Source organism: Vibrio sp. TRT 21S02, assembly GCF_050113675.1.
Taxonomy (GTDB): Bacteria; Pseudomonadota; Gammaproteobacteria; order Enterobacterales; family Vibrionaceae; genus Vibrio.
This window is the reverse complement of sequence record NZ_JBNJOI010000025.1, coordinates 13,577-35,415: the sequence shown is the minus strand read 5'-3', so window position 1 is coordinate 35,415 and position 21,839 is coordinate 13,577. Positions and strand designations below refer to the sequence as shown.

Here is a 21,839-nt window from a genome sequence, read left to right as displayed (position 1 = left end):
CGATTATTCGCGGCTTTTTTGTTTCCCTCATTATTCCAAAACAGTAATCAATGTTTGCTCGATCGGGTTGGACGGTTTGGCAGGGTTACTTGTCTGATGATCAGGCCAAATATCGAGCTGTCGTACCACCGATGGCCCGCTTGGCTGAAATAATAACAATGATGATGAAGGAAGGTGAGTGAGTGAAACCAGGAAAAACCGGAATAACGCGTGTTATACATGCAACCCAGTATTCCATGAAAGGGCTTGTGGCCGCTTGGCAGCATGAGGCTGCATTTCGTCAAGAAACCGTACTAAGCGCGGCTTTGTTTCTGGTAGCCATCTGGTTACCCGTGACCCCAGTCGAGAAGTTACTGCTGATAGGGAGTGTCTTGCTTGTGTTGATTGTTGAGTTGCTGAACTCGGCGGTTGAAGCTGTTGTCGATAGGGTTGGAAGTGAATGGCATGAACTTAGCGGACGCGCAAAAGATATGGGTTCTGCAGCGGTGTTCATTGCCTTGAGTTTTGCCTTGCTGACTTGGGGCGCTATTGTGGGAGCACTATTATGAAAAACTGGCTCAACTGGCGCTCAAATGGGGTGACTTATGTGAAGCTAACTGCGGTATTGGCGCTTTATTTTGCATTGGTGCTGAATGCTCCCATTTACAAAGAATTGCATCGTCTTTTTGCTGAAATGGACTCGGTAAAGCTTGGTTTTATCCTTTCGATCCCGCTGTTTTTCTTTGCTGCTCTCAATTTAATATTCAACCTGCTGAGTTGGCCTTTTCTGACCAAACCCTTGTTTGTGGCACTGATGATTTTATCGGCTTTGGTGAGTTATGCCGGTTATAACTACGACACCATTTTTAATGTCGACATGATCGCGAATATCATGCAAACCGACAGCAGCGAAGCGAGTGCTTACTTGAGCTGTTACTCGGTGTTGTGGGTTGTTCTATTGGGTTTCGTACCTGCCGCACTGCTTATTTCACTGCCGCTTAAACGAGAGCCTTGGTTCAAGTTTATTGGTAAAAAGCTCCTCTCCATATTGGCTTCTGTGCTGATTTTGGTTGTCATTGCGGGCAGTTACTATCAAGACTACGCCTCATTTGGTCGCAACCACAGCTACTTAAAGAAAATGATTGTGCCGACACAGCCAGTGTATGCGATCAGTCGTTATGTCAAACAAACCTACTTTACGACGCCGCAGCCTTATATTGAGTTAGGATTAGATGCGCATCAGTCCAGCGAAGCTCTGGCGCAAGCTAAAGAAAAGCCGAGCCTAGTTGTGCTGGTGGTCGGAGAAACTGCACGTTCGCAAAACTATCAATTGAACGGCTATTCACGAGAAACCAACCCTTATACCGCTGATTTGGATGTTGTTTCTTTCCAAGAGGTACGCTCTTGCGGCACCGCAACGGCGGTTTCATTACCTTGCATGTTCTCTCGGTTGACCCATGATAATTATGATCACGACCACGCGAACAACCAAGATAATGTACTCGATATTCTAAATCGGGCAGGGGTGTCGATGATTTGGGAAGACGATGATGGCGGGGATAAAAATGTCGCGCGTCATATCGAAAAGCAAATGATGGATCGCTCACGTAAAGACAGTGAATGTGATGGTAATACCTGTTATGACATGGTGCTATTGGAGAATCTAGACCGCAATATTAACAAGCTTTCTGGTAACCGAATGGTGGCCCTACATTTAATTGGCAGTCACGGCCCCACCTATTACAAGCGCTACCCGAAAAGCATGGCGGTATTTCAGCCCGATTGCCCTCGTGCAGACATTGAAAATTGTAGCAATGAGCAAATTGTGAATAGTTACGATAACAGTATTCGCTACACCGACTATGTGCTGAGTAAGGTGATAAACCGTCTGAGTGAATTACAGCAGCAATACAATACGGCGCTGATTTATCTTTCGGATCATGGGGAGTCATTAGGGGAAGGGGGCATGTATTTGCATGGGGCGCCGTATGCGTTAGCCCCAGACTATCAAACCACTGTGCCTATGATTGTTTGGATGTCGCAGGGTTTCCAGCAGGCCAAAAGCGTCGATTATGCTTGTCTCAAGCAACGTGCAGCCATTCATGGGCAATATTCTCATGATAATTTATTCCATTCACTGTTGGGTATCATGGATGTGAAGACGAAAGCCTATCAGTCATCATTGGATATCTTTGCGGCCTGCCGTGTCGAACCACAGCACGAAGAATTGGCGAAAGGGTGATCTAACCCTAAGATTTAATAACAATAATTTTCCTAAACTAACAGCCGCTACATTTTGCGGCTCTTTTTTTGCATCCTGTTATCTCAGCAGTGAGCCGTCAATAATGTCACTATTAGAGATAAGGTTAGATTGAAGAGTATGGATATCAACATGACCGCAATGCCAAAATGGTCTTTTGCGAAGCTATTGAGTCTGGTTGTTTTGGCTGTGCCTGTTGTATCAGCGCCCGTTCAGGCTGAAGGGTTTCTGTGTGATGCAACTCAGGCATCTAATCATGAGCTACCCATTTTAGATAAGGCATGTCCGATTGGTCAGGGGCTTTGGGGTAAGCAGCAACCTAAAGGTCAAAAATCCATTTTCTGGATTCAATGTGGGGTATTCGCCAAACCTTTGTCGCTTGCTGAAGCTAAAGATCTTTATCAGCATATTTCTACCGATGTATGGGCAAAGCCTGAGGGTAAGGGTTACCGGTGTCTAATCGGTCCTTATGAAGATATTCGCCAAGCTCGAAAAGATTTGGTGGGTGTCAAAAAACAGCCGGGTTACAAAGAGTCTTTTGTTCGTGAAGTGGTGAGCGGCAAAAAAAGGCCCGTTCGCCAGCCGGTAAAAGAGACATCGACCGCCGCTAAACCAGCGCAAAAAACCACAGTCCTTCCTCCGGCGAAGCCAAAACCGGAACCTGTGGTGAAACAGCCAGTGGTCGAGTCGCCACCTAAAGCCAAACAAGTGGAAATTGCCATTCGCCTAAGCACTGAAGTCGCTGGAGTAAGTTACAAAGTGCCGTACATGATGTTCAGCGATGATCAGTTCTATATGGAACATGGGTTACCTTGGAATCGCTTGGATTATGATGGTGCGATGCAGGTTTGCTCACACTTGAACATGCGATTGCCTTCTGAATCTGAATGGAACCGCCTCTTAGCGACAAATGTAATGAAAGAAAAATGGCCAATCCACTTACCTTATTGGGGAGCCGATCGCCGCGGACTCTTTACCAGTGGTAAAGTCACACGCTTAAAAGGCACGTCATTACTCAACGTGATGTGTGTGAAATAATCAAATAACAACCAGTAGCCTAGGGCTACTGGTTGTTTTTCTCCGCTTCTTTTAGTAACTCCAGATACTTTTTCTCAACGAATTCTTTCTCTTTTGCCACGTGGTGTAGCTGTTGTTGTGCCGTTTCTAGCTGTGTTTTTAGTTTACTGCTATCCCCTTGCTCAGACAGCTTCTGTTTGTAGCTTTCAATGACGGACATCAGCTGCTGTTTTTCTTGTCGATAGTTTTCTTCTACATCGCTAAAGCCACCTGCTTCACTGATCTGGATGTATTCTTTTTCTAACTGCTCAAATTGCTGTTCCAGCTGTTCTTTTTCCTGTTGTAGGCTTTCGACCGTATCATGTTGCTTGAGTAATTTGCTTTTGGCTTTACGCAGTCCTTTCACGCTTTTATCTAAATCCCCTTTGAGCTTTTTAATCAAATGATGGGATTTGCTGAGTTTTTGATTGAGTGCATCGATGGTGGCTTGGTCTTCTGCATTCAGCGTATGGTTAGCTGCGCGAATTTGTGACACCTGAGCTTCTAAGGCTTGCTGAATAATGATCAGATCATTGAGAGTATCGGTGTTTTCTGCAGTGTAATTCAGAGCATTGTCGACGGACTGTTGGCATAAGTCATAGGCAGTGCGGTCAAGGTTTTGTCCATTCACCACCTGATGAGCGAACTGACGAAACTCCCGCAGAATAAGCAGCAAGATGACAAACCAAAACAGAAGGATGAGCAAACCTAAGTTGATCGCGAGGGCGTTGAAGTTGTCGCCAGTCAGTAAAGGCGGTAAGTCCATGAGATGCATTCCTAACGTTGACGCGCTGTAGTGGTTAAGTTTAGTTGTGATGAAAAAATGTGCCTATAATTTAGACAGTTTGTCGCTCAAGGTTGAATGCTGTTTGTGAAAATACTGATCGTTGATGATAGTAAGGCCACACTAGAAATTGTCAGGCGCGCATTGGAGTGCTTTGGTTATCGTCGTCTATCGATAAAAAAGGCCAACAATGCGGTGGAAGCCCTAACGTTAGTCAGTGAATGGCAGCCGGAGATCGTGCTGACGGATTGGTATATGCCGGATATGACCGGTCTAACACTGACAGAAGAGCTGATGAAGTTAGGGCTGGGCATTAAAGTTGGCATGATCACCACGGTGGATGACCAAATTCAGATCAAGCAAGCGAAGGCGGCAGGGGCGAGTTTTGTATTATCTAAACCGTTTGATGATGAAGAGCTGCATCGTCATCTACTTCCCTTAGTTCAAGGTGCAGAAGAGAGTCAGCAGACCTTGAATGGGCTTACGGAAGTGCAAAAAGAGCTGGCACTGCCCAAACTCTCCCAATTGGAGAAGTTGCTTAAACGGGAAGTGGGCGAGAGTATTCAACTCAACAATATTGGTGTACAAGCATTTGATGAAAGTAAAATCCCATGCTTAATGGCAGTGTATGAAGATGGTGAAACCCAGCGGCCAAGAGCCGTAGCGATGCTTGATATCTATGCAGTGTGCGTGTTTGCTCGCAGCAATAGCGCTATTTCGCCACAACAGTTACAGCAAGTGATCCAGACTAAAATGGTCAGCAAAGACATTCTCGATACCTGTCAGAAGGTGTTGGACAAATCCTCTCTCGCGTTCTTAGATTCCAATTCACGTAAAAGCTTACGCCTGAAAAGTGTCAGCTTTATCCCTTCCGCGTTTGATAAATTGAAAACCCTCTATGATAAAGAAGCCAGCAAACGAGTCGACTTTTCCTGCCAGCTTGAAGAGATGGCACAAGGTAAAGTGACTTTGATTGGGTTTTGAACCTCTCTTTTACCAGATATAAGTTCTAATTGCAGAGCGAAAACTTGGCAGGTTGTTCTCTGTTTCTTCCAAATAAAAGGCGTAAACTCTACTGCATCCAGCGTAGTGAAACTGGTAACAGTAGGAAGGGAGAGATGACAGAATTTGAAAAAATGACGACAGGACAGCGGTTTGATGGTAGTGATGATTCAGTTAGCCGGATTCGCGATAAAGCCACCATGTTAGTGGCGGAGTTAAATACCTTGTCGGATGATACGTTACGAGTTCAATGGCTTGAGAAGCTGCTTGGAAAGTTTGGGCAGGGTAGCGTGATCCGTCCTCCTTTTTATTGTGAATTTGGCCAGACGATATCCGTTGGTGCACATACTTTCATTAATATGAACGCCACCATGTTAGATGGGGCTCCAATTTCTATCGGTAACCATGTGATGATTGGACCCAATGCTCAGTTTTATAGCGCAGGCCACTCGTTGGATTACCAGAGCCGTCGAAAGTGGGAAACACTTTGTAAGCCGATTGTGGTGGAAGATGATGTTTGGATTGGTGGGTGTGTGATCATCAACCAAGGGGTGACGATTGGCGCCCGCTCTGTGATTGCGGCGAACTCGGTGGTCACGCGAGATGTCCCCCCGGATTCGCTTTACGGTGGCTCTCCTGCCAAACTGATCCGGCCTTTGAATCAAGCTGAAATGGTTTAACGGCAAAACGAACAGTGCACGATATGTTTAACCAGTCGCTAACAATTCATGACGATTGGCTGACTGAGAGACAAATCGGGGTTTTAGACTGAACGGGAAACTGCACACAACTTGTTCCCATTAGTGAAAGGTGCCCCCGATGAAAAAACTTATTTCTGTTCTTGCTCTTTCTGTTGCTGCGGCAACCGCGATGCCAACAATGGCAGCAAACCCAGTTCAAAATGAACTTAAAGGTGCGATTGAGCAAAGCTCTCAGGTTGCAAAACGTGTTGGTGAGATCCAAAAAGAGCTGTCTGAAATCCGCCAAAAAGCGTTTAAAGACAACCCTGATTTGGTGAAAGCAGCTGATGCGGCAAATAGCGCACTAGAAATTGAAGCTAAAGATGTCGGTTATGATCCAAAAGGATTTGAAGCTAAGCTTCGTACGGCTCGCAGTGAGTTGTCAAAAGAAGGCTTAACGGAAGAGCAACGCCAGTCCATTTTAGGTGAGCTGAAAAAGCAGCAAAATGACCAAGCGGAAAAGCGCGCGAAATTTTTAGCAAAACCTCAGGTTCAAAAAGTAAACGCAGATCTCCAAAAGCAGATCTTGGGTGCGATGAAAAAGACCAGCCCAGATACGCAAAAGCTGCTAAACGAGCTTGATACGCTATTAAAATCGATGAAGTCGTAAAGACAAAAAAGGCCGCATTCGCGGCCTTTTTAGTTACTCTGCATTTAGCAATTAACGCATTGTCACGAACTCTTCTGAGCCCGTTGGGTGAATAGCAACCACTGAGTCGAAGTCTGCTTTGGTTGCACCCATCTTCATCGCAACACCAAAGCCTTGGATCATTTCATCAACCGTAAAGCCGATGCCGTGTAGGCCAACAACGGTTTCTTCTTCACCTGCACAGATCAGTTTCATCTTACATGGCTGGCGATGTTTAGTAACCGCTGTGTACATCGCAGTGAAGCCAGAAGTGTAGACTTTGATGTTGTCTTTGCCGTACTTCTCTTCCGCTTCTTGCGTTGTAAGACCGATAGTGCCAATTGGTGGGTGGCTGAATACGACCGTTGGTACCAAATCGTAGTCCATCTTCGCGTTTGGTTTGTTGTTGAACAGACGCTCAGATAATTGACGACCCGCTTTAACCGCAACAGGTGTTAGTTCAATGCCACCTTCCATGATGTCGCCGACACAGTAGATACCAGGAACGTTCGTTGCTTGGAATTCGTCTACCTTGATGTAGCCACGGTCGTTGGTTTCAACACCTGTAGATGCAAGGTTGATTGCGTCAGTTGCAGGGTGGCGGCCAATCGCCCAGATCAGCTGATCCACATTTTGTGTGTTACCGTTTTCAAGGTGTAGCGTTAGGCTGCCGTCGGCTTCCTTCACCACTTCTTTTGGCACTGAGTGGGTGTGTAGCGTAGGGCCTTCGGCTTCCATCACTTCGACCAACGTTTCGATGATCATTGGGTCAAAGCTACGTAGCGGAGATTCTTTACGACAGAACAGGTGTGTTTCCGTGCCTAATGCATTTAAAACGCCAGCAATTTCAACCGCAATGTAGCCAGCACCGATCACAGCAACGCGTTTTGGTTGCTCAGCAATCTCGAAGAAGCCATTTGAATCGATGCCGTATTCCGCACCCGGGATGTTTGGAATGGTAGGACGGCCACCAACGGCAATTAAGATATGGTCTGCGGTGTAGTGCTCACCGTTAACTTCAACCGTTTTCTCATCCACAAACTTTGCAAAGCCTTTGATAACGTTAACTTTATTGTTGCCAAGTACGCGATCGTAAGATTGGTGAATACGGCCGATGTAGGCTTGGCGACTTTCCACCAGCTTGCTCCAATCAAAGCCTTTTACATCAACGTCAAAGCCGTAGTCTTCGGCGTAAAGGTGCATGGCTTCTGCAATTTGAGCGCCGTGCCACATGACTTTTTTAGGCACGCAACCGACGTTTACGCAGGTACCGCCAAGGTCTTGTGCTTCGATCAGCGCTACTTTTGCGCCGTACATCGCCGCGCGGTTTGCCGATGCGATGCCGCCACTGCCGCCACCGATACAGATATAGTCAAAATGAGTCGCCATTACTTTCTCCAATTATTGTTAGGGTGAGGCTTATGTGTAAATGGGTACTGCCTCTGGCTCCCTGCGTTTAAGTCTAAGCTAATACTTTCTATATGAGGTTGGATTGGTTGAACTCAATCCACCTCGATTAAATTCTAGGTTTATTCCGGTACAATCCAGTCAACTTTCCAGTGACCCGTTGCCGGTGCAATTGCTTCTTTCAAGAATGGCAGAATGGTTTGCATCTGGTTTTCCAGTTTCCACGGTGGGTTAATCACGATCATGCCTGAGGCGGTCATGCCGCGCTCATTGGTATCGGGAGAAACACCAAGTTCAATCTGTAAAATTTTGCGAATACCTAAGCCAGCTAAGCCTTCAATCATGTCTTCAATATCACAGCGGTTCACCACTGGGTACCAAATTGCGTAAATGCCGGTCGCCCATCGTTTGTGGCTTTGGTAAATCGCTTGCACGACATCACGATACTCTTTTGCCAGTTCATACGGTGGGTCAATCAATACTAATCCACGACGCTCTTGTGGTGGCAGGCTGCCTTTCAGGCGCTTAAAGCCATCTTCCTTGTAGATGCTCACTTGGCGATCACGGTGGAATTCTTGCTCTAGTAGTGGGTGGTCCGCTGGGTGCAGTTCAGTGAGTACCATACGGTCTTGAGGACGAATGTGCGCACGTGCCACACGAGGAGAACCCGGATAATAACGTAGCTTATCACCGTTGTTCAGTGTTTTAACGGCATCAAGGTAGCTTTGAATGTCTTCTGGAATGTTAGCTTGCTCCCAGACTCGTGCGATACCTTGTTTGTATTCACCGGTTTTTTCTGACCATTCATGGGTTAAGTCATAACGCCCAACACCGGAGTGGGTGTCGTGGTACACAAAGGGTTTGTCTTTTTGCTTTAGCGCATTCAGGATCAGGCTTTGTACAATGTGCTTGACCACATCTGCGTGGTTGCCTGCGTGAAAACTGTGGCGATAACTTAACAAAATAATTCTCTCGAAATGGCTGCGTGAGCATGATCAATAATGGTTGATAGTATACGCCACTATTGAAAATTGCTGAACCTACCTATATTTACTATTTAAGACGCGAAATACAATCAATAGACGAACTCGTCAGTTCGCTTTTGCCTACAAAAGGAATGCTTTTATGCCAAATCCACTTTTAGCCTTCACTGACTTACCTCCTTTTTCTCAGATCAAACCGGAACATGTTAAGCCAGCGGTTGAACAGGCAATTGCTGACTGCCGAACTCAAATTGAACAAGTGCTTGATGGTAATACCACACCAAGTTGGGACAATGTGATTGCTCCGATTGAAGAGGTGGATGACCGCCTTAGCCGTTTATGGTCACCAGTGAGCCATATGAACTCGGTGGTCAACAGCGATGAACTGCGTGAAGCGTACGAAAGCTGTTTGCCACTGCTGTCTGAATACGGTACTTGGGTTGGTCAACACAAGGGGTTATTTGAAGCGTATAAAGCCATCAAAGCCAGTGATGCCTTTGCAACATTGACACAAGCACAGAAGAAAACCATCACCGATTCACTGCGTGATTTCGAATTATCTGGCATTGGCTTGCCTGCTGATGAGCAGCACCGTTATGGTGAGATCAGCAAGCGGATGTCTGAACTTGGCTCAAAGTTCTCAAACAATGTGCTGGATGCCACGATGGGCTGGACCAAGCACGTGACGGATGAAACCCAGCTGGCAGGTATGCCGGACTCCGCATTAGCAGCAGCGAAAGCGGCGGCTGAAGCGAAAGAGCTGGATGGCTACCTGCTCACACTTGATATTCCATCCTACCTGCCAGTGATGACCTACTGTGATAATCAAGAGCTGCGTAAAGAGCTTTACGAAGCGTATGTGACTCGTGCATCTGATCGAGGTCCAAATGCAGGCAAATGGGACAACAGCGAAATCATCAGTGAGCAGTTGAAACTGCGTCATGAAATTGCACGTATGCTTGGTTTTAACAGCTTCAGCGAAAAGTCTCTGGCAACCAAAATGGCTGAAAACCCAAGCCAAGTGCTGAACTTCCTCAACGATTTGGCAAGTAAAGCCAAAGGGCAGGGCGAACGCGAAGTGGAAGAGCTACGCCAATACGCCAAAGCCGAATTTGGTGTTGAGACGCTAAACCTATGGGATATCGCTTACTACAGTGAGAAACAAAAACAGCACTTGTTCCAGATTTCAGATGAAGAGCTGCGCCCGTATTTCCCTGAACAAAAAGCGATTAATGGCCTGTTTGAGGTGCTCAAGCGCGTATTTGGTATGAGCGTTGAAGAGCGTCATGGTGTCGATAGCTGGCATGAGTCAGTGCGCTTTTTTGATATTTTCGATAGCCAAGGTACGTTGCGCGGCAGTTTCTACCTCGACTTATACGCTCGTGAACACAAACGAGGTGGGGCATGGATGGACGAGTGTCGTGTACGCCGCATCAATGCCCAAGGTGAACTGCAAACACCAGTGGCTTACCTAACCTGTAACTTTAACCGTCCTGTGGGTGATAAGCCGGCGCTGTTTACTCATGATGAAGTGGTGACACTATTCCATGAGTTTGGCCATGGCATTCATCACATGCTGACGCAAGTGGAAACCGGTTCAGTATCGGGCATTAATGGTGTGCCGTGGGATGCGGTTGAGCTACCAAGTCAGTTCCTAGAAAACTGGTGCTGGGAAGAAGACGCGCTGGCGTTTATCTCTGGTCACTACGAAACGGGTGAGCCATTGCCTAAGGCGATGCTAGAAAAAATGCTAGCGGCTAAGAACTTCCAGTCAGCGATGTTTATTCTGCGCCAACTAGAATTCGGTTTGTTTGATTTTACTCTGCACACTGAATATGACCCAGAAGTTGGCCCACGAGTGCTGGAAACTCTTGCTGAAGTTAAAGCGAAAGTCGCGGTGCTGCCAAGCCTTGAGTGGAATCGCTTCTCTCACAGCTTTAGCCATATTTTTGCGGGTGGATACAGCGCGGGCTATTACAGCTACTTATGGGCTGAAGTGCTTTCTTCTGATGCATTCTCACGTTTTGAGGAAGAGGGGATTTTCAATACCGAAACAGGGCAAAGCTTCCTCAATAACATTCTTGAAATGGGTGGTAGTGAAGAACCAATGGAGCTCTTCAAGCGCTTCCGTGGTCGTGAGCCTCAAATCGATGCACTGCTACGTCATGCAGGGATTGCCGTGTAAAGTTGCTGTGAATTCAGGTTAATTTTTGCTGAATAAACCCACCGTCATTGGTGGGTTTATTGTGTTCAGTGTTATTATGCGGTCAATGCATTCAAGGAGGTCGTATGTTGAAAATAATGAAAGGGTTGGCGCTTGCGTCATTAATGTTGCTTGGCGTGTCTGGTTGCGCGGAGCTGAAAGATGCGGGCAAGAGTATCGGCCACGCGACGCGCGATGCAACCACGGCAATTGGTCATGCTACTCGTGATACCACTAAAGCGATTGGTCATGCATCACGTGATGCGGTTAACTCAGTCAAAGATGATTTGAGTGAAGGTGGTGAAGGCAATTAAAATATACCCAAGTCACATCATGTCACTTGGGTATATTGCTGTTATTTTGCTAGTTTATTGCGAATTAGTTTGTCGATAGAAAGTGGTCCTGCTCCCCACACGACTACGATCAGGATCATTAATCCCCACAGCTGGTGGTCATAGAAGCCTTTCTCCCACAATACTGGGTAAGAAACCACGGCAATGATATTAAACACAAACAGTGCCGCTGCCATTGGCCTTGTGAGCAAACCAAGTGCTAAAAATACCGGTAACACCAACTCAGCCGCAGTGCCTAAATAGGCAGCCAATTCCCATGGCAGTAACGGAACTTGGTATTCTAGTTCAAACAGATACAAGGTACTGTCCCAAGAGGCAATCTTAACTAGGCCTGAGTTAAAAAAGACATAGGCTACCCAGACGCGACAAAAAAGCAGCAACAGTGGTACAAAACCCATTTGAGCTTTTTCTATCCAGCTGTCATAAGTGGCAAGTAGGTTGTTCACTGGAGTCGTCATTCCATTATCCTTTTTATTGAGTGAGCGAAAAGCCTGCGATGAGACTAAGCCCCATAATTTGATTTAAATGCGCCAGCAAAGGGGTGGGAATTTCACTTAAATGTTGCCCGGCTTGAAGGTGGGAAAGTAGCTGATAAGCACCTTCGTCCAGTGGTTGGCTCCACGGGGTTCCATCTATTTGGCAAGCAATCACCCCAGCCTCTGCCTGATTGATCTCTAACCCATCTAACTGTTGAGCATGAATGGCTCGCTGCAGTGAAAATACGCCATAGTGCGAGGCAAACGTCATCACCGAGGGGGTTAAATGCAGCTGAATATGATCATGCTGCTCTGCCGGTACGTCAGCCAGTTTGCTGATTGGCAAAATGGTTTGCGTTAAATGGACGCTGCCATGCAGCTGCTGAGATAAATCCAAGCTCCATTCGAAACGTGCGACTTCAGGTAAATAGGGCGCAGCCTCCAAAACCACTGGAAACAGGGTGATGGTGTCGGAAAAGTGTTCGCCATAATGGGTGACGTCACCACTTTCTAATGGATGGGTAAGCACATGTTGGCGTGCGAGTCCGTTAAAGCACTCTTCACCCACCAATGCTACTACCATAGGGTACGTGGCTTGCAGTACTTCCGTTAAACTCATGACAAAGTTATTGCGATAGATCTGCATTCGCTCATCTGCGGTGAAGTTATCGCTGGCGATATTGCACTCTTCGCCTGTTGCTTGATAATGCAGTGCTTTGGCAAACTGGTTTTGCAGTGTGGTCAGAGAGAAGTTCATGATGCTCTCCTTTGCCTAGTTTCTGCATTGAACATACGGTCACTGGCTTTGCGCGCTTCGCCAAGTAGCACTTGTGGTTCGGGAATGTCTAAATCCCATTCGATCAAGGTGTGAGGAACACCGTGTTTTTCCGTCCATTGCTCGAACAGCTGCCAAACTTCATCGCACACTGGGCAACTGTGGGTATCAATCCAGATTTCCCCTTTGTCGAGTTTTTTTACGGTAAAACCCGCCAAATGAATTTCGTCAACAGCATGTGCGGGTAGGGCATCTAGATAAGTTTGGCAGTCAAAACCATGATTGAACGCGGAAACGTATACGTTATTCAGATCAAGCAGTAGACGACAATCGGTTCGCTTCTGAACTTCAGTCAAAAATTCCCATTCATTGATGGTTGAGTGATGAAATTTAAGGTAACTGGAGGGGTTCTCAATCAACATTTGTCGCCCCAAATACTCCTGAACTTCCATCACATTACGACAAAATACCGCTAAGGCTTCTTCTGTGTAGGGCAGAGGTAATAAGTCATTGAAATAATGTCCGCCATTTTCACTCCAACTTAAGTGGTCAGAGACGAGAAATGGATTGGTTTCATCAACTAGGGCTTTGAGCTGCGCTAAGTGTTTTGGGTTCACTCGTTCAACACTGCCAAGTGATAAACCAATACCATGACAGCTGATTTGGTAATGTTCAGTCAATTTGAGCAGGCTCTGCCTAGCGGCTGATTTAGGTTGGAAGTAGTTTTCGCTATGGATTTCCAACCAGCTTAAATTGGGTTGTTGTTGGGTAAAGAAGGCAATATGTGGTGAACGTAGACCGACACCTATTTTGTTATGATAATTTTCTGTATTCACGATGCCACCCTGAAACGATAAAAAACGGAAAGAGTGAAGTGCGCTGGTTGAGCGCCACGCACTTCACTAAGCGTGGAGCTTAAGACGATTGCGTGCTGCCACCTGTTAGCTTGCCACATAGTCCTTTTGGAACGACTACGAATGCATCTTTTTGGTTGTCTTCTTTTGCTGTACCAGCACATGAGCTGGTTTTGGTTGCACAGTCATTTTTGCCTGCTTTAGACACGCCGTAGCATTTCTCTTTTTCAGCAGCCACCGCTGGTGCTGCAGTAAGCATGGTGCCACCTAGCGCAAGTAAACCTGTTACAGCAGCAGTTACAGCAAGATTTGATTTCTTCATAGTTATATCCTCAGACTTTTTCCTTTACTTTGAAATCGCAAACCATTTCATTGGCTTGCCTAAATTAAAGGATAGAAAAGTGGTGAAAAAACTTTCAAAAAAATCATAGATTTTAATTTTTATATAACGACCAGTTATTTAACATTTTGATTTTATGGATAAAAAAAGAACAAAAAATTTATCGATTTTGCTCTGAAATTGGTTGAGTGTTTAGGTTATAATCGCTCTTCATGTATAAATAACCAGTAGCAGAGCTCATGATGGATCCCTCTTTATTACTCGACGGCCTTAACGACAAACAGCGCGAAGCCGTGGCCGCACCGTTAGAAAATATGTTGGTGTTGGCTGGAGCTGGTAGTGGTAAAACGCGAGTACTGGTCCATCGTATTGCTTGGTTGATGTCGGTTGAACAAGCGTCACCGTTTTCCATTATGTCGGTCACCTTTACCAATAAAGCTGCGGCAGAAATGCGTGGTCGAATTGAAGAACTGATGATGGGCAGTGCCTCAGGGATGTGGAATGGTACCTTTCATGGCATTTGTCATCGAATTCTACGGGCTCATTATCTTGATGCGAAGCTGCCGGAAGATTTCCAAATTATCGACAGTGATGATCAACAGCGTCTATTGAAGCGACTGATCAAAGCGCAAAATCTGGATGACAAACAGTGGCCAGCACGTCAGGTTGCTTGGTGGATTAACGGCAAAAAAGATGAAGGCCTGCGTCCGCAGCACATCGATGCCTATCACGATCCTGTGACCAAAACCTACCTTCAACTTTATACCGCTTATCAAGAGGCGTGTGATCGTGCTGGGTTGGTCGACTTTGCTGAGATCTTACTGCGTGCGCATGAGCTATTGCGTGATAACAAGTTTGTCCGTGAACATTATCAAGCGCGTTTCAAGCATATTCTGGTCGATGAATTTCAAGATACCAACAACATTCAATACGCTTGGTTGCGGATGATGGCTGGTCCTGAATGTCATGTAATGATTGTTGGGGATGATGATCAATCAATATATGGTTGGCGTGGAGCGAAAGTTGAAAACATTGAGAAATTTACTCTTGAGTTCCCAAGCGTCAGTACGATTCGCTTGGAGCAAAACTACCGTTCAACCAAAACGATTCTAGAAGCGTCGAATACGCTGATCGCCAACAACACTGAACGCATGGGTAAAGAGCTGTGGACGGATGGCGCAGAAGGGGAGCTGATCTCGGTTTATTCGGCGTATAACGAATTGGATGAAGCCCGTTTTGCGGTGAATAAAATTAAAGAGTGGCAAGATAAAGGTGGTGCGCTCGTTGATAGCGCGATGTTGTATCGCAACAACGCCCAATCACGTGTTTTGGAAGAAGCCTTGATCCAAGCCGGTCTGCCATACCGGATTTATGGTGGCATGCGCTTCTTCGAACGTCAGGAGATCAAAGACGCGCTGAGCTATTTGCGTTTGATCGCTAACCGCAATGATGATGCGGCCTTTGAACGTGTAGTGAATACTCCCACTCGTGGACTGGGTGATAAAACCTTAGAAACCATTCGTTTTGCTGCGCGCGATCGTGGCTGCACCATGTGGGAAGCTTCCATCGCATTGCTTGAAGAGAAAGTGCTTGCTGGTCGCGCGGCAGGTGCACTTAGTCGATTTATTGAACTTATTATTGCGCTCGAAGATGACACCATCGAACAACCGCTTCACCACCAAACCGATCATGTGATCAAATATTCGGGTTTGTACGCAATGTACGAGCAAGAAAAAGGTGAAAAATCCAAAGCGCGTATTGAGAACTTGGAAGAGCTTGTTACTGCAACGCGCCAATTTGAAAAACCGGAAGAAGCGGAAGAAATGACGTTGCTGACCGCGTTTCTAACTCATGCGGCACTTGAGGCAGGTGAAGGTCAGGCCGATGAATTTGAAGATGCAGTTCAGTTGATGACATTGCACAGTGCGAAAGGTCTGGAGTTCCCATTGGTATTTATGGTCGGTGTGGAAGAGGGGATGTTCCCGAGCCAGATGTCGGCAGAAGAGGCGGGCCGTTTGGAAGAAGAGCGTCGCCTTTGTTATGTGGGAATGACGCGTGCAATGGAAAAGTTGTACATCACTTATGCAGAGATGCGCCGCCTCTATGGACAGGACAAATACCACAAGCCTTCGCGCTTTATTCGTGAACTACCTGAAAGTTGTTTGGACGAAGTGCGCATGAAGGCGCAAGTGAGCCGCCCAGCTAGCTCAGGTCGTTTTAGTCAAACAGTTGTGAAAGAGAGTTTTAATGAAACTGGCTTTAATTTAGGGTCACGGGTGATGCACCCTAAATTTGGTGAAGGCACCATTATTAATTTTGAAGGCAGTGGCCCGCAAAGTCGGGTGCAAGTTGCGTTTAATGGTGAAGGCATTAAATGGTTAGTAACGGCTTACGCTAAGCTAGAGAAACTTTAAGGGAAGTGATAAGCCGCTACCGTAATGCTTTTTCTATACTGGTATAAGGGAAGGCATTGAATGGGTGCTAAATGCGGAAAGAGCAACGAGGATTTTCATTGATTGAGCTGGTGGTTGTGATTGTGATCATCGGCATTCTTGCGATTACAGTCGCCCCTAGATTTCTCAATTTACAGAAAGACGCCCGAGTAGCAGCGCTGCTCGGTGCTAAATCTGCTTTTCTCGCTGTCGATTCTTTGGTGTACACTAAGGCAGTCCTACAAGGGCAAACTGAAGTCGATGCCAGCACGTTTAATATCGATCTCGACAACAATGGCAGCGCTGATGTAGCTGGTTATTTTGGTCACATCAAGTATGTGATACCCGCGGAAGAATTGTCAGGGCTGGATCCATCGCTAACCATCACCAAATCCCCGGGTGAGGCATTTAGTACGGCTTACTTCCTTATTTCATATTTGAATCGCCCACCCGCGGATAACATTCGTTGTATGGTGGAGATTTTCTATCCAAGCGTTTCAGATGCTAATGCTTCGATCACCACGAACGTGGTTGATGAGGATTGCTAAAGCTTATTGTCATGTGATTTTAAGATAAAGAAAAACCCCGAGGGCTTGCGCCCGTCGGGGTTATAGTCTTACTCGCAGCAATCCGGCTACTAAAAGTGCTCCATGCATCTAATCCATGATAGTTGCTGTATCCTTCAGCGTAGTCCTTGCGTCGCCTTCCTAGCGGTGTCCATGACCTTATCCTGGTCTGCTAACAATCCTCGTTAGCGCACATCACTTGTTCCGTGAGCGGTGTCCCTTACATCATCCTGATGTTCAGTCCTTGCCTCATCCTGAGGTGTCCATTGTCTTCCCTAGTAGCAACCATCCTAGTCACTATTGCGTCCGTTCAATGTCCTATTTGCTTTCCATGCCGATTATTCATCCTGAACAACCGTATCTTCTTCCTGAAGATTACCTAATCCGTGGTAATTTCCTGTTCCGTGTCAGCATCCTTCCGACACCATCCATAATACGGTTTCCCGAATTTTCAGCAATGATGTGCAAACGATTTCTCTAATTTAGCAGAGTTATATATTTATTAATCTTGTTTAAAATTAATAAGTTAAGCGTTTTTGTTGCTGTTTGCCTATAGAACAAAGAGACTTTTGCTCACCTTGTTGTGAGAGATCTCGCACAAGGCAATTGGTCGATCTGCTATTTTTCGTATGCCATTCTCAATATTGAACTGGAAACTTGGTCAGTGATGTCCTACAAGGTGACATCAAGCTGTAGAGGTCAGGGTTAGGCCGCCATACAATGCCAAAATGTGTTCTGCTCGGTTTACTGTTATGGCAAGCATTTTAGATAAACAGACATTGATTGATGAAGGTAAAAGAGAGGCATTTACTGAAGAGCTCCTTAATACGACTCAAGCGGTGTCAGTAGGCTTTTTGAATCAGCATGGATATAACCTGATCGTAAAAAACACTCGGATTAAACATGACTTTGAACAGTTGGATTATCTGCTAAGGGATGGGAAAGGAATCGAAATTGCGTGTCGCTGCCGTAAGGTGGATCCAAAAGCAAATATGAATGGTGCTGATTTTATCCCTTTTGTGATTTCCAAGTTGATTCGTTCGGAAAGGCCTTTCCAATTTTTTGCCTATGGCACACAAGAGCCATGGTTAGAAAAAGGCGCGACGTCGCTATTTGAACAACGTGAATTTTTGAGTTTGGATGGTTTCCAGCAAGAATCCGATTACGCTGAACATTATGCTCAGCATGTTGAGCATGACGTTTTAAAAGTGATCGTATTGGCGATGGGGATGCCAAAGCAGGAACGAGTGGCGGAGCTATTAAAGATAACGGCTGATTCGCCGGCACTTATTTTTTGCGGTGGTGCCGTTATTGATTTTCAGGCGAAACGGTTCTCTCGTGCTCCAGAAATCTTCCAAAAGTTTGGTTTGGAGTGGTTATACCGTTTGGCGCTTGAGCCTAAACGTTTGTTTAGACGCTATGTGATTGGTATTCCGGTCTTCTTTTATCACTCCTTAGTCCAAGGCAAGTAACCACCTTACTTGTATAAATGGCACTACATTTTGCCCCTTGCTTGCTTCAAGCAAGGGGCGTTTCTTTTTACTCTCCGATGGCGGAACCTTCTCTGCGCGGATCCGCGGCACCTTCTAAGCCTGACTCAGTCATACGAATCACATGCAACCCTGAGTTCAAGTCGCGAACATTGACCTTAAAGCCCATACTTTCTAGCTTTGGTGCGAATTTCTCTGCAGAAGTTCCTTGCTCGATATCCAGTTCGCCGAATCGATTGAGCAAATGCGGTTGATTGATCGCTTGTTGGATATTCATGTCCCACTGGGTGTGCGCAATGATAGCTTGTGCGACATACCCTATGATGCGACTGCCGCCAGGGGAGCCAATAGCCATATAAGGTTTTTCATTTTGCATGATAATGGTTGGCGCCATTGATGAGCGAGGACGTTTACCCGGTTCAAGGCGGTTGGCAATTGGATGACCTTCTTTATGGGTGCGGAATGAGAAATCGGTCAGTTCGTTATTAAGCAAAAAGCCCCGAACCATTAAGCGTGAACCAAATGCATTTTCGATGGTAGTGGTAATCGAGACCACATTGCCTTCTTTGTCCACCACATTAAAGTGGCTTGTCGAAGGCAGCTCGATGGATTCATCTTGGCTCTGTATTTGTGCATAGGACCAAGGTGGTGTTCCCGCCGAAACGGTTTCCAGTGCTTTACCTGTGGTGATCAGTTTGGCTCGCTCTTTGAGGTAAGCTTGGTCGAGTAAGCCTTGTGTTGGCATTGGCACAAAATCTTCATCAGCCATGTACATGCCGCGGTCAGCAAAGGCTAAGCGAGAAGCATCTGCAATCACTTGCCATGATGTGGCACTGTCAGCTCCCCATTTTTTAAGATCAAACTGCTCTGTCATGGTTAGGATCTGCCCGACAGTTAATGCGCCGGAGCTCGGAGGGCCCATGCCACATATCTCGTAGCTCTGGTAGGGTGAACAAACGGCATCGCGTTGTTTTACCTGATACGTTGAAAGATCCCTGAGTTCCAGTACTCCCGGGTTCCCTGCGGCATGTTTCACCGTATCGATAATATCAGCCGCAATTGGGCCTTGATAAAACGCAGCCGCCCCTTGCTTTGCGATGGCGGTCAGCGTGTCAGCATAGTGGGGGTTTTTCAGTACCGTTCCCGCTGTCTTTGGTGAACCATCAAGGTTGAAGAAATACGCTTTAGTGGTTGGGAAGCGGCTTAGGCGCTCGGCGTCATTGGCGATCAATGTGGCTAAACGAGGGCTGATCTCAAAACCGTGTTGTGCCAGTTGAATGACAGGCTCAATGAGCTGCTTCCACGGTAGCTTGCCGTATTTTTGATGGGTGTCCCACATCAGCTTAACGGTGCCGGGGGTACCTACAGAACGCCCACCAACGACAGCATCGTAAAACGCCAACGGTTGTCCTTTTTCATCTTGAAATAGTGTTGGTGTGGCCTTTAACGGCGCGGTTTCTCTGCCATCATAAGTGGTGAGAGCTTGTTTTTTCGCATCCCAGTAGACTAAGAAGGCACCACCACCGATCCCGGATGATTGAGGTTCAACCAACCCAAGCATGAGCTGAACTGTCACCATTGCATCAATGGCATTGCCACCTTGTTTTAAGATGTCTGCGCCAGCTTGAGTCGCAATTGGGTTGGCTGCGGTCACCATCCAGTTTTTTGCTGTAACTAATGGCTTTTCTTGTGTGCCGCTGCTTTGTTCGGGAGCAACGGAATCCGCGGCTTGGTTAGCCCAGAGGGTGGTGGAAGCAAATAGTAGAGACGTCGATAAGAGGGTGTTTTTCCACTGCATGGTTTTTCTCCTTGTTATATGCAGATCTGATTGGGTTCAACAGAGCACTATTGAACTCAACTCAGATTGGCAGTGGTCGAATTGAATAGCTAGCTGTTTGTTATGAAATTGTAATATTGAATCAAAATTTAGACTGGTCAATCAGTGGGATTATTGATTGCCATAATATTCCGCTACCAATCAAGGTGAAAACAAAACCACATACGGTGTCAGTGTAGGTTGTGACGGCTTGTAATTTTTGTTGTAGCTTGTGGGTCGATAAAACCCAAGCTAAAAAAGAAAACCAGCCTAAAGATAAGCTAAACAATAAAGCTAACGCGCTGGCTTTGCCTTCAAGTGACATGCCTGCTGGGATCAGGCTCGACATCAAACTGACGAAAAAGACGAGTGCTTTGGGGTTAAGAATATTGGTGGCAAACCCTTTAGTGAAGGCTTGTCGTTTATTGCTTAACAACAAATGGGCAGGTTGCTCTTTGTTCTCTGAGCCAATCGCGCGGTTGTGAAGTGCGCTGCGTAGCGCTGTGATACCTAAATAGAGCAAGTAACTGCCACCAATCACTTGCAATAGGGCAAATAACGTTGGTTGTTGATGCACCAAATAACTGACGCCTGTTAGGCTCAAGAGTGAATGAATCAAGATGCCACAAGATAACCCCAACGCGATGTATAACCCAGTCTGGCGACCATATCGAGAGGCATTTTGAACCACTAAAGCGACATCTGGCCCTGGGCTCATTAAGGCAACAATATGGACAGTACTTAAGGTGGCAAGGATGGTGAGCTCGTTCATGAAAGACTCCGTTGATGATCAATGATAAGCATCATGCCGCAAGCAGCGATAGGGGACTTGTAAATAATCGACACTAAGGTCTGTTGATTTTTCGCTGCAAAAAAACAGCTCGAGAGGTCAATAGACTTTAATTAACCTGGGAAGGGGAAATCCCAAACGAGAGCTTAAAGGCTTTGCTGAAATGCGCTTGGTCGTAGTAGCCAACTTGGTGTGCAACCTCTGTTCCAGAGATTCCCGCTTTGAGTAACTTCATTGCTTGTTCTAAGCGAAGCCGGCTAAGCCACGCGTAAGGAGTCATGCCCATTTGGGCTTTAAAATGACGCTGGAATTGAGTTGGGCTTAATTGACATAATTGAGCCAGTTGTTCCAGCCGGATAGCCTGATCTAAGTTGGCTAGCAAATACTCTTTTAGCAGAGAAATCGACTTTTTACCAAGAGGTCGTGATGGGCGAGGATCAAATGATCCAAAGCGTTCGAGTAACAAGGTAAGACCTTCAAAAGGAAGACAATCTTTAGCCAGTTGACTGATGGATTGTTCATTCAATAGTCGATGAAAGTTGCACAAGTGTGAAAAGATATCTGGATCCGAGATGATCAATTGATTAAAGCTGATAATTTGACCGCTTTGCTTAGGATCTGCCAGATCGCTAAACCAGAGTGGGTCGATCGAAAATATTTTGGTTTGATAACCAGAATCAAGGATAGATTGACCATCATGCAATTCATCGGGCTGCATAATAACCAGTTGGCCCTGATTGACCTGATGTGAGCTACCTTGGTAGTGAAACTTTTGTTGCCCATGCGTGATAAGGCCAATATGAAGATCGAGATGATAGTGACGTGAAAAAGCGAAGCGCTGATAGCTTGCTTCTATCAGACTTATCGATGGGCTATGAGTATTGTGATAGCTGACCTTATCCATG

The 21,839-nt window shown here is 46.1% G+C and carries 22 protein-coding genes; 12 read left to right on the top strand and 10 right to left on the bottom strand.

The features are described 5' to 3' along the window. Positions 1-50: 50 nt before the first annotated feature. From ACQEXU_RS20330 to ACQEXU_RS20315, 4 genes are all read left to right on the top strand, one after another. Positions 51-182 (top strand): hypothetical protein, encoded by a 132-nt coding sequence (locus ACQEXU_RS20330; RefSeq protein ID WP_427012096.1) that lies wholly within the window; start codon positions 51-53, stop codon positions 180-182. Continuing rightward, positions 183-548 carry a diacylglycerol kinase gene (locus tag ACQEXU_RS20325; protein ID WP_427012095.1) on the top strand — a complete coding sequence of 122 codons (366 nt, stop codon included), beginning with the start codon at positions 183-185 and terminating at the stop codon, positions 546-548. Continuing rightward, positions 545-2,221: a phosphoethanolamine transferase gene (locus tag ACQEXU_RS20320; RefSeq protein ID WP_427012094.1), complete on the top strand. Its 1,677-nt coding sequence runs from the start codon at positions 545-547 to the stop codon at positions 2,219-2,221. The genes ACQEXU_RS20325 and ACQEXU_RS20320 overlap by 4 nt, the downstream gene beginning before the upstream one ends. 150 nt (positions 2,222-2,371) lie before the next feature. Continuing rightward, the gene (locus tag ACQEXU_RS20315; protein ID WP_427012093.1) at positions 2,372-3,277 is read left to right on the top strand and encodes an SPOR domain-containing protein; all 906 of its coding nucleotides are present in this window, start codon (positions 2,372-2,374) and stop codon (positions 3,275-3,277) included. A 25-nt stretch (positions 3,278-3,302) separates the two neighbouring features. Here the strand turns inward: ACQEXU_RS20315 and ACQEXU_RS20310 are convergent, their stop codons facing one another. Continuing rightward, positions 3,303-4,061 carry a chromosome partitioning protein ParA gene (locus ACQEXU_RS20310; protein WP_427012092.1) on the bottom strand — a complete coding sequence of 253 codons (759 nt, stop codon included), beginning with the start codon at positions 4,059-4,061 and terminating at the stop codon, positions 3,303-3,305. A 105-nt stretch (positions 4,062-4,166) separates the two neighbouring features. Here ACQEXU_RS20310 and ACQEXU_RS20305 point away from each other — a divergent pair, with 105 nt between their 5' ends. The 3 genes from ACQEXU_RS20305 (at position 4,167) to ACQEXU_RS20295 (ending at position 6,431) form a co-directional block, all read left to right on the top strand. After that, a complete protein-coding gene (locus ACQEXU_RS20305; protein WP_427012091.1) occupies positions 4,167-5,063 on the top strand; it encodes a response regulator in 897 nt (298 codons plus the stop codon). Between the two features lie 134 nt (positions 5,064-5,197). Then, positions 5,198-5,761 (top strand): sugar O-acetyltransferase, encoded by a 564-nt coding sequence (locus tag ACQEXU_RS20300; RefSeq protein ID WP_367987610.1) that lies wholly within the window; start codon positions 5,198-5,200, stop codon positions 5,759-5,761. A 139-nt stretch (positions 5,762-5,900) separates the two neighbouring features. After that, positions 5,901-6,431 (top strand): hypothetical protein, encoded by a 531-nt coding sequence (locus ACQEXU_RS20295; protein ID WP_367987609.1) that lies wholly within the window; start codon positions 5,901-5,903, stop codon positions 6,429-6,431. A 51-nt stretch (positions 6,432-6,482) separates the two neighbouring features. Here the strand turns inward: ACQEXU_RS20295 and gorA are convergent, their stop codons facing one another. Next, positions 6,483-7,838 (bottom strand): glutathione-disulfide reductase, encoded by a 1,356-nt coding sequence (gorA, locus tag ACQEXU_RS20290; protein WP_427012090.1) that lies wholly within the window; start codon positions 7,836-7,838, stop codon positions 6,483-6,485. 140 nt (positions 7,839-7,978) lie between these two features. Continuing rightward, on the bottom strand, positions 7,979-8,818 hold the full coding sequence (locus ACQEXU_RS20285) for a 23S rRNA (adenine(2030)-N(6))-methyltransferase RlmJ (RefSeq protein WP_427012089.1): 840 nt from the start codon (positions 8,816-8,818) through the stop codon (positions 7,979-7,981). A 163-nt stretch (positions 8,819-8,981) separates the two neighbouring features. Between ACQEXU_RS20285 and prlC the strand changes: the two genes are divergently transcribed. Further along, on the top strand, positions 8,982-11,024 hold the full coding sequence (gene prlC, locus ACQEXU_RS20280; RefSeq protein ID WP_427012088.1) for an oligopeptidase A: 2,043 nt from the start codon (positions 8,982-8,984) through the stop codon (positions 11,022-11,024). Positions 11,025-11,128: 104 nt separating this feature from the next. Then, entirely contained in the window at positions 11,129-11,356 is a 228-nt protein-coding gene (locus tag ACQEXU_RS20275) for a hypothetical protein (RefSeq protein WP_367987604.1), read from the top strand. Positions 11,357-11,397: 41 nt separating this feature from the next. Here ACQEXU_RS20275 and ACQEXU_RS20270 read toward each other — a convergent pair whose 3' ends face one another. The 4 genes from ACQEXU_RS20270 to ACQEXU_RS20255 all read right to left on the bottom strand — a co-directional run bounded on the left by ACQEXU_RS20270 (position 11,398) and on the right by ACQEXU_RS20255 (position 13,822). Further along, entirely contained in the window at positions 11,398-11,853 is a 456-nt protein-coding gene (locus ACQEXU_RS20270) for a DoxX family protein (RefSeq protein WP_367987603.1), read from the bottom strand. A 13-nt stretch (positions 11,854-11,866) separates the two neighbouring features. Next, positions 11,867-12,628: a DNA-binding domain-containing protein gene (locus ACQEXU_RS20265; RefSeq protein WP_427012087.1), complete on the bottom strand. Its 762-nt coding sequence runs from the start codon at positions 12,626-12,628 to the stop codon at positions 11,867-11,869. Then, positions 12,625-13,482: a DUF692 domain-containing protein gene (locus tag ACQEXU_RS20260; RefSeq protein ID WP_427012086.1), complete on the bottom strand. Its 858-nt coding sequence runs from the start codon at positions 13,480-13,482 to the stop codon at positions 12,625-12,627. The genes ACQEXU_RS20265 and ACQEXU_RS20260 overlap by 4 nt, the downstream gene beginning before the upstream one ends. Before the next feature lie 79 nt (positions 13,483-13,561). Continuing rightward, positions 13,562-13,822 (bottom strand): BufA1 family periplasmic bufferin-type metallophore, encoded by a 261-nt coding sequence (locus ACQEXU_RS20255; RefSeq protein ID WP_367987599.1) that lies wholly within the window; start codon positions 13,820-13,822, stop codon positions 13,562-13,564. 257 nt (positions 13,823-14,079) lie between these two features. On the opposite strand from ACQEXU_RS20255, the gene uvrD reads away from it, so the two are divergent. The 3 genes from uvrD (at position 14,080) to ACQEXU_RS20240 (ending at position 18,310) form a co-directional block, all read left to right on the top strand. Continuing rightward, positions 14,080-16,254, top strand: coding sequence for a DNA helicase II (uvrD, locus tag ACQEXU_RS20250; protein WP_367987598.1), 2,175 nt, complete (start codon positions 14,080-14,082; stop codon positions 16,252-16,254). 71 nt (positions 16,255-16,325) lie between these two features. Beyond that, positions 16,326-16,820, top strand: coding sequence for a prepilin-type N-terminal cleavage/methylation domain-containing protein (locus tag ACQEXU_RS20245; RefSeq protein WP_427012085.1), 495 nt, complete (start codon positions 16,326-16,328; stop codon positions 16,818-16,820). Positions 16,821-17,590: 770 nt separating this feature from the next. Beyond that, entirely contained in the window at positions 17,591-18,310 is a 720-nt protein-coding gene (locus ACQEXU_RS20240; protein ID WP_427012084.1) for a WecB/TagA/CpsF family glycosyltransferase, read from the top strand. A 67-nt stretch (positions 18,311-18,377) separates the two neighbouring features. Here the strand turns inward: ACQEXU_RS20240 and ggt are convergent, their stop codons facing one another. The 3 genes from ggt to ACQEXU_RS20225 all read right to left on the bottom strand — a co-directional run bounded on the left by ggt (position 18,378) and on the right by ACQEXU_RS20225 (position 21,838). Further along, positions 18,378-20,126 (bottom strand): gamma-glutamyltransferase, encoded by a 1,749-nt coding sequence (ggt, locus tag ACQEXU_RS20235; protein WP_427012083.1) that lies wholly within the window; start codon positions 20,124-20,126, stop codon positions 18,378-18,380. A 121-nt stretch (positions 20,127-20,247) separates the two neighbouring features. Next, positions 20,248-20,916, bottom strand: a complete 669-nt coding sequence (locus ACQEXU_RS20230) for a LysE family translocator (RefSeq protein ID WP_427012082.1) — start codon at positions 20,914-20,916, stop codon at positions 20,248-20,250. Positions 20,917-21,043: 127 nt separating this feature from the next. Beyond that, positions 21,044-21,838, bottom strand: a complete 795-nt coding sequence (locus ACQEXU_RS20225; protein ID WP_427012099.1) for an AraC family ligand binding domain-containing protein — start codon at positions 21,836-21,838, stop codon at positions 21,044-21,046. Between the last annotated feature and the right edge of the window lies 1 nt (position 21,839).

What these genes read in the sequence shown, in the direction of transcription:
- ACQEXU_RS20270 (WP_367987603.1), bottom strand. Translation starts at nt 11,853, where the DNA reads ATGACGACTCCAGTGAACAACCTACTTGCCACTTATGACAGCTGGATA.
- ACQEXU_RS20265 (WP_427012087.1), bottom strand. Translation starts at nt 12,628, where the DNA reads ATGAACTTCTCTCTGACCACACTGCAAAACCAGTTTGCCAAAGCACTG.
- prlC (WP_427012088.1), top strand. Translation starts at nt 8,982, where the DNA reads ATGCCAAATCCACTTTTAGCCTTCACTGACTTACCTCCTTTTTCTCAG.
- ACQEXU_RS20225 (WP_427012099.1), bottom strand. Translation starts at nt 21,838, where the DNA reads ATGGATAAGGTCAGCTATCACAATACTCATAGCCCATCGATAAGTCTG.
- ACQEXU_RS20245 (WP_427012085.1), top strand. Translation starts at nt 16,326, where the DNA reads ATGCGGAAAGAGCAACGAGGATTTTCATTGATTGAGCTGGTGGTTGTG.
- ACQEXU_RS20300 (WP_367987610.1), top strand. Translation starts at nt 5,198, where the DNA reads ATGACAGAATTTGAAAAAATGACGACAGGACAGCGGTTTGATGGTAGT.
- ggt (WP_427012083.1), bottom strand. Translation starts at nt 20,126, where the DNA reads ATGCAGTGGAAAAACACCCTCTTATCGACGTCTCTACTATTTGCTTCC.
- ACQEXU_RS20255 (WP_367987599.1), bottom strand. Translation starts at nt 13,822, where the DNA reads ATGAAGAAATCAAATCTTGCTGTAACTGCTGCTGTAACAGGTTTACTT.
- ACQEXU_RS20240 (WP_427012084.1), top strand. Translation starts at nt 17,591, where the DNA reads ATGGCAAGCATTTTAGATAAACAGACATTGATTGATGAAGGTAAAAGA.
- ACQEXU_RS20320 (WP_427012094.1), top strand. Translation starts at nt 545, where the DNA reads ATGAAAAACTGGCTCAACTGGCGCTCAAATGGGGTGACTTATGTGAAG.
- ACQEXU_RS20330 (WP_427012096.1), top strand. Translation starts at nt 51, where the DNA reads ATGTTTGCTCGATCGGGTTGGACGGTTTGGCAGGGTTACTTGTCTGAT.
- ACQEXU_RS20230 (WP_427012082.1), bottom strand. Translation starts at nt 20,916, where the DNA reads ATGAACGAGCTCACCATCCTTGCCACCTTAAGTACTGTCCATATTGTT.
- gorA (WP_427012090.1), bottom strand. Translation starts at nt 7,838, where the DNA reads ATGGCGACTCATTTTGACTATATCTGTATCGGTGGCGGCAGTGGCGGC.
- uvrD (WP_367987598.1), top strand. Translation starts at nt 14,080, where the DNA reads ATGATGGATCCCTCTTTATTACTCGACGGCCTTAACGACAAACAGCGC.
- ACQEXU_RS20295 (WP_367987609.1), top strand. Translation starts at nt 5,901, where the DNA reads ATGAAAAAACTTATTTCTGTTCTTGCTCTTTCTGTTGCTGCGGCAACC.
- ACQEXU_RS20315 (WP_427012093.1), top strand. Translation starts at nt 2,372, where the DNA reads ATGACCGCAATGCCAAAATGGTCTTTTGCGAAGCTATTGAGTCTGGTT.
- ACQEXU_RS20275 (WP_367987604.1), top strand. Translation starts at nt 11,129, where the DNA reads ATGTTGAAAATAATGAAAGGGTTGGCGCTTGCGTCATTAATGTTGCTT.
- ACQEXU_RS20310 (WP_427012092.1), bottom strand. Translation starts at nt 4,061, where the DNA reads ATGGACTTACCGCCTTTACTGACTGGCGACAACTTCAACGCCCTCGCG.